Source organism: Streptomyces sp. NPDC013157 (assembly GCF_042899865.1).
Classification (GTDB): Bacteria; Actinomycetota; Actinomycetes; order Streptomycetales; family Streptomycetaceae; genus Streptomyces.
The window spans coordinates 478,087-484,523 of the sequence record NZ_JBIBAK010000007.1; the positions used below are offsets into that span (position 1 = coordinate 478,087).

The 6,437-nt window shown below is 69.3% G+C and carries 7 protein-coding genes; 5 read left to right on the plus strand and 2 right to left on the minus strand.

All coding sequences use genetic code 11. The features are described from left to right. Nucleotides 1-4 precede the first annotated feature (4 nt). Nucleotides 5-757, plus strand: a complete 753-nt coding sequence (gene dapB, locus ACFY6U_RS23580) for a 4-hydroxy-tetrahydrodipicolinate reductase (protein ID WP_351501502.1) — start codon at nt 5-7, stop codon at nt 755-757. Between the two features lie 14 nt (nt 758-771). Continuing rightward, nucleotides 772-1,224 (plus strand): hypothetical protein, encoded by a 453-nt coding sequence (locus ACFY6U_RS23585; RefSeq protein ID WP_390041104.1) that lies wholly within the window; start codon nt 772-774, stop codon nt 1,222-1,224. A gap of 99 nt (nt 1,225-1,323) precedes the next feature. On the opposite strand, the gene ACFY6U_RS23590 is transcribed toward ACFY6U_RS23585, so the two are convergent. Both ACFY6U_RS23590 and ACFY6U_RS23595 read right to left on the minus strand, forming a co-directional pair. Continuing rightward, nucleotides 1,324-1,878 carry a hypothetical protein gene (locus ACFY6U_RS23590; RefSeq protein WP_351501505.1) on the minus strand — a complete coding sequence of 185 codons (555 nt, stop codon included), beginning with the start codon at nt 1,876-1,878 and terminating at the stop codon, nt 1,324-1,326. A 90-nt stretch (nt 1,879-1,968) separates the two neighbouring features. Beyond that, entirely contained in the window at nt 1,969-2,205 is a 237-nt protein-coding gene (locus ACFY6U_RS23595; protein ID WP_351501507.1) for a hypothetical protein, read from the minus strand. Nucleotides 2,206-2,406: 201 nt separating this feature from the next. Between ACFY6U_RS23595 and thyX the strand changes: the two genes are divergently transcribed. The 3 genes from thyX to ACFY6U_RS23610 all read left to right on the plus strand — a co-directional run bounded on the left by thyX (nt 2,407) and on the right by ACFY6U_RS23610 (nt 6,119). Then, nucleotides 2,407-3,147, plus strand: coding sequence for an FAD-dependent thymidylate synthase (thyX, locus tag ACFY6U_RS23600; protein ID WP_390041106.1), 741 nt, complete (start codon nt 2,407-2,409; stop codon nt 3,145-3,147). 223 nt (nt 3,148-3,370) lie between these two features. Beyond that, nucleotides 3,371-4,270: a 4-hydroxy-tetrahydrodipicolinate synthase gene (gene dapA, locus ACFY6U_RS23605; RefSeq protein WP_390041108.1), complete on the plus strand. Its 900-nt coding sequence runs from the start codon at nt 3,371-3,373 to the stop codon at nt 4,268-4,270. 163 nt (nt 4,271-4,433) lie between these two features. Next, nucleotides 4,434-6,119, plus strand: a complete 1,686-nt coding sequence (locus ACFY6U_RS23610; RefSeq protein WP_390041110.1) for a ribonuclease J — start codon at nt 4,434-4,436, stop codon at nt 6,117-6,119. The last annotated feature ends 318 nt before the right edge of the window (nt 6,120-6,437 follow it).

A 6,437-nucleotide genomic window follows, 5' to 3' on the forward strand; every position in this document is an offset into this window, starting at 1 on the left:
GAAGATGAGCAAGCTGCGCGTGGCGGTCCTCGGCGCCAAGGGCCGGATCGGCTCCGAGGCGGTCAGGGCGGTCGAGGCCGCCGAGGACCTGGAGCTGGTCGCCGCCCTCGGCCGGGGCGACAAGCTGGAGGCGCTGGAGGCCTCCGGCGCCCAGGTCGCCGTCGAACTCACCACCCCCGCCTCGGTGATGGGCAACCTCGACTTCTGCGTGCGCCACGGCATCCACGCGGTCGTCGGTACGACGGGCTGGACCGACGACCGCCTCGCGCAGCTGCGGGGCTGGCTCGCCCAGTCTCCGGAGACCGGCGTGCTCATCGCCCCGAACTTCTCCATCGGCGCCGTGCTGACGATGAAGTTCGCGCAGATCGCGGCGCCCTACTTCGAGTCGGTGGAGGTCGTCGAGCTCCACCACCCGAACAAGGTGGACGCACCGAGCGGCACGGCCACCCGCACCGCCCAGCTCATCGCCGAGGCCCGCCGCGCGGCCGGCACCGCCCCGGCCCCGGACGCCACGGTGACCGCCCTGGACGGCGCGCGCGGCGCCAGCGTCGACGGCGTCCCCGTCCACGCCGTCCGCCTGCGCGGCCTCCTGGCCCACCAGGAGGTCCTCCTCGGCGGCGAGGGCGAGACCCTCACCATCCGCCACGACTCCCTCCACCACAGCAGCTTCATGCCGGGCATCCTGCTCGGCGCCCGCCGCGTGGTGACCACTCCGGGCCTGACCTTCGGCCTGGAGAACTTCCTGGACCTGAGCTGAACCGGCAGGACGACATGCGCGCGAAGCTCTCCTACGCCCTCACGGCCGCCGTCCTCCTCTTCTACTTCGTGCTGGTCGGCAGCAGGGGCGTGATGCTCATCCAGACCGGCACGGTCCTCACCGTCACCTTCGGGGTGGCGGTGCTGATCCTGCCGGTCATCGGCCTGTGGTTCCTGTGGAAGAACACCCAGTTCGTCCGCCGGGCCAACGCCCTCGCCGCCGAACTCGACGCCGAGGGCGGCCTGCCCGTGGACGAGCTGAAGCGCACCCCCGGCGGCCGCATCGACCGGGACTCCGCCGACGAGGTCTTCGCCAAACGCAAGGCCGAGACCGAGGTCGCCCCCGACGACTGGCGCAGCTGGTTCCGCCTCGCCGTCGCCTACCACGACGCCCGCGACACCCCGCGCGCCCGCAAGGCCATGCAGCGCGCCATCGCCCTGCACGACGGCAGGCCACTGGAGGCCTGAGCGGCAGCGCCCCTTCAGGGGCGCTGGGGGAGGAACTGCGCGACCAGCCACAACGGCGCCGCAGTCGACACACGGCACATCGCGGCACCTCCAGCGGAGCTAACCGCGCCGGTACTCCGCCGCCCACGCCTCCACCACGTCCGCCGCACGGTCGAAGGCCGACGCCCGGCCCACGAAGTCCATGCCGTGCGTGGTCAGCAGCGGCTCGGTGTCCGCCGGGGCGCGGTCCTTGCGTACGAGGGTCAGCGCCTGACCCTGCACCGTCCGCGGCAGGCCCAGCCAGCGCACCGGCTGCTGCGCCGTTCGCACCTCGACGATCCGCTTCCACGGCACCGTGCGCGTGTACAGCAGACCCACCTGGCGCACTCCGTGCGCGCTCACCCACACACCCACGCGCAGTATCCGCAGTGCGGCGGCGATGATCAGCAGGGCGATGCCGAGGACCGCCCCGGCGGAGGACATCGAGCCGGTCAGGGCCAGTGCGACCGCCGCGAACAGCACGAACGAGGCGAGCAGCAGCCACAGGGCGGCTCCGCCGACCCGCCACGGCCCGGGCCGGTAGGGGCGCCGCCAGCGGTCGCGGTCGTCGTAGGGCAGGGCGTTGTCGAGTGCCGCGTCATAGGTGCGGTCGGCCGTCAGGAAGGGCAGGGGCACGGCTGGTCCTCACTCAATCCATGCATGGGCTGTGCCCGGTGAGGCTATCCGCCCGTGTTCCCGCCCACCACTCACGGGGGTCCGGAAGAGTCAGTGCCCCTGGGAGGCCTGTGACTGCTGGGTCCCCGAGGCGGACGGCGTGGACAGCGCCGGCATGCCGAGCACCAGCGAGCCCACCAGCCCGGCCACGATGGTGAGCCCGAGCAGCCAGCGCCCGGCTATCTGACTCACGGACGACCGCTGCCGGGGCGGGGGTGTGACATTGCTGCGGAACCTGTCGGCTTCGGCGAGGAAGGCGAACGGGACCGGTTCGCGCCGACCGAACATGGGCGGTGCATCCCCTCTCGGGATCGAACGACTGTCTGTCATCTACCCAGACGGGCGAGTAACCCGAAAGGTGCCCGGTTTCACCGAATTCACAGAAATTCGCTGCCGTATGTCGCGCCCCGGCACCGAACGCCCCGATGTCGGTACCGGGCCGTAGAGTGGGCGCCGCCCGAGAGAAGTGATGGAAGGACCCTCCGAGCCGTGACCGACACCCCCGCCGACGACCTCAAGCCCAGCTTCCGGAGCGATGTCACCGTCGACCTGGTCAAGCACAGCGCGGCCGACTCCGACGTGCTGTGGGCCGCACGCGTGTCCACCGCCGGCGAGCAGTCCCTGGACGAGCTGAAGAAGGACCCGGAGCGCTCCAAGGGCCTCATCAACTACCTGATGCGGGACCGCCACGGCAGCCCCTTCGAGCACAACTCGATGACCTTCTTCATCAGCGCCCCGATCTTCGTCTTCCGCGAGTTCATGCGGCACCGGGTGGGGTGGTCCTACAACGAGGAGTCGGGCCGCTACCGGGAGCTCGAGCCGGTCTTCTACGTCCCCGGCGAGTCCCGCAAGCTCGTCCAGGAGGGCCGCCCCGGCAAGTACGTCTTCGTCGAGGGCACCCAGGCCCAGCAGGAGCTGGTCGGCCGGGTGATGGAGGACTCCTACCGGCAGGCGTACGAGGCCTACCAGGAAATGCTCGCCGCCGGCGTCGCCCGTGAGGTCGCCCGGGCGGTGCTTCCCGTGGGGCTGTTCTCCTCGATGTACGCCACCTGCAACGCCCGCTCGCTGATGCACTTCCTCGGGCTGCGCACCCAGCACGAGCTGGCCAGGGTGCCGTCCTTCCCGCAGCGGGAGATCGAGATGGTCGGCGAGAAGATGGAGGCGGAGTGGGCCAAGCTCATGCCGCTCACCTACGCGGCCTTCAACGCCAACGGCCGGGTCGCGCCGTAGTACGGCCCGCGGATCGCGCTTGTTGTCGTGCTCGGCACAGATGTACGGATCAGCCTCGCGAGGTGTCCGTATTGCGGCATTTAGAGAAGTTCATCTAGCCTGATCAAACGGACCCGGCACTGCTTGAACCCCCGAGCAGGCAGTGCCGGGCTCCGCATTTGTCCGGACTTTCCCCGCACCCCGAGGGCAGACCGCGCCGTGAGCACCGAGTAGCGTGTAACCCATGGCTCCGACCTCCACTCCGCAGACCCCCTTCGGGCGGGTCCTCACCGCCATGGTCACGCCCTTCACGGCGGACGGCGCGCTCGACCTCGACGGCGCACAGCGGCTCGCCACCCACCTGGTGGACGCAGGCAACGACGGCCTGATCATCAACGGGACCACCGGCGAGTCCCCCACCACCAGTGACGCGGAGAAATCGGACCTGGTACGAGCCGTACTGGAGGCGGTCGGCGACCGCGCCCACGTCGTGGCCGGAGTCGGCACCAACGACACCCACCACAGCATCGAGCTGGCCCGCCAGGCCGAGCGCGACGGCGCGCACGGCCTGCTGGTCGTCACGCCGTACTACAACAAGCCCCCGCAGGAGGGCCTGTACCGGCACTTCACGGCCGTCGCCGACGCCACCGGGCTGCCCGTGATGCTCTACGACATCCCCGGCCGCAGCGGCGTCCCGATCAGCACCGAGACGCTGGTCCGCCTCGCCGAGCACCCGAGGATCGTCGCCAACAAGGACGCCAAGGGCGACCTGGGCCGTGCGAGCTGGGCCATCGCGCAGTCCGGCCTCGCCTGGTACTCCGGCGACGACATGCTGAACCTGCCGCTGCTCTCCGTGGGCGCGGTCGGCTTCGTCTCGGTCGTCGGCCACGTGGTCACGCCCGACCTACGGGCCCTCGTCGACGCGTACACCACCGGTGACGTCGTCAAGGCCGCCGAGATCCACCAGAAGCTGCTCCCCGTCTACACCGGCATGTTCCGCACCCAGGGCGTCATGACCACCAAGGCCGCGCTCGCCCTCCAGGGACTGCCCGCAGGACCCCTGCGCGCCCCCATGGTCGAATGTTCGGCCGAGGAGATTGCCCAGCTCAAGATCGATCTTGCCGCCGGCGGGGTACAACTCTGACAACAGACTTCTGCGCGGCCGTCCGCGCAGCAACGCTTCACAACTGAATAAGCGGGACCACCGGTGCCCGCACCCCACCAAGACAACGACAACTGCTTATGCACGAACGTCACGCACGCCACGTGCCCGACCGGTACGTGGCGTGCGTGGTGAGGAGAGTCTTTTGAGTCATCCGCATCCTGAACTCGGCCCGCCGCCCCAGCTCCCCGAAGGCGCCCTCCGCGTCACGCCACTCGGCGGTCTGGGCGAGATCGGCCGGAACATGACCGTCTTCGAGTACGGCGGCCGCCTGCTGATCGTCGACTGCGGAGTGCTCTTCCCCGAGGAGGAGCAGCCCGGAATCGACCTGATCCTGCCGGACTTCTCGTCCATCCGGGACCGCCTCGACGACGTCGAGGGCATCGTCCTCACCCATGGCCACGAGGACCACATCGGCGGCGTCCCCTACCTGCTCCGCGAGAAGCCGGACATCCCGCTGATCGGCTCCAAGCTGACCCTCGCGCTCATCGAGGCGAAGCTCCAGGAGCACCGCATCCGCCCGTACACGCTGGAAGTGGCGGAGGGCCAGCGCGAGCGCGTCGGCCCCTTCGACTGCGAGTTCGTCGCCGTCAACCACTCCATCCCGGACGCCCTCGCGGTCGCCATCCGCACCCCGGCCGGCATGGTCGTACACACCGGCGACTTCAAGATGGACCAGCTCCCGCTGGACCACCGCCTCACGGATCTGCACGCGTTCGCGCGACTGAGCGAGGAGGGTATCGACCTCCTCCTGGCCGACTCGACGAACGCCGAGGTCCCCGGCTTCGTCCCGCCCGAGCGCGACATCTCGAACGTCCTGCGCCAGGTCTTCGCCAACGCCCGCAAGCGGATCATCGTGGCGAGCTTCGCCAGCCACGTCCACCGCATCCAGCAGATTCTGGACGCGGCCCACGAGTACGGCCGCCGGGTCGCCTTCGTCGGCCGCTCCATGGTCCGCAACATGGGCATCGCGAGGGACCTCGGCTATCTGAAGGTCCCGCCGGGCCTGGTCGTCGACGTCAAGACGCTCGACGATCTCCCCGACCACGAGGTGGTCCTGGTCTGCACGGGCTCCCAGGGCGAACCGATGGCCGCCCTGTCCCGGATGGCCAACCGCGACCACCAGATCCGCATCGTCGACGGCGACACGGTCATCCTGGCGTCGTCGCTCATCCCCGGAAACGAGAACGCGGTCTACCGCGTCATCAACGGCCTGACCCGCTGGGGCGCCAACGTCGTCCACAAGGGCAACGCCAAGGTGCACGTTTCCGGCCATGCCTCCGCCGGCGAGCTGCTGTACTTCTACAACATCTGCCGGCCGAGGAACCTGATGCCGGTCCACGGCGAATGGCGCCACCTGCGCGCCAACGCCGAGCTCGGCGCTCTGACCGGCGTCCCGCACGACCGCATCGTCATCGCCGAGGACGGCGTCGTCGTCGACCTCGTCGCGGGCAAGGCCAAGATCTCCGGCAAGGTCCAGGCGGGCTATGTCTACGTCGACGGCCTCTCGGTCGGCGACGTCGGGGAGCCGGCCCTCAAGGACCGCAAGATCCTCGGCGACGAGGGCATCATCTCGGTCTTCGTGGTCGTCGACTCGTCCACCGGCAAGATCACGGGCGGACCCCATGTCCAGGCCCGCGGCTCCGGCATCGACGACTCGGCGTTCGCCGCCGTCATCCCGAAGATCTCCGAAGTCCTGGAACGCTCGGCCCAGGACGGCGTCGTGGAGCCCCACCAGCTGCAGCAACTCATCCGCCGGACCCTCGGCAAGTGGGTTTCGGACACGTACCGGCGCAGGCCGATGATCCTCCCGGTGGTCGTGGAGGTCTGACACGCGCACGCGTGAACCCGGAGCGGGGCTCCTCGATTTGCATCGAGGAGCCCCGCTCCAGTAGGTTTACGGCTCTGCCCGACCGGGAACCCCAGTGCTTCATGCACCGGATCCAGGTGCCCCGGACCGGGTGGAAATTCCGACTCAGAACTTCTGATAAAGTCGGAGCCGCCGGAAAGGGAAACGCGAGAGCGAGAACCTGGAAAGCACCGAGGAAATCGGATCGAGAAAAGATCTGATAGAGTCGGAAACGCAAGACCGAAGGGAAGCCCGGAGGAAAGCCCGAGAGGGTGAGTACAAAGGAAGCGACCGTTCCTT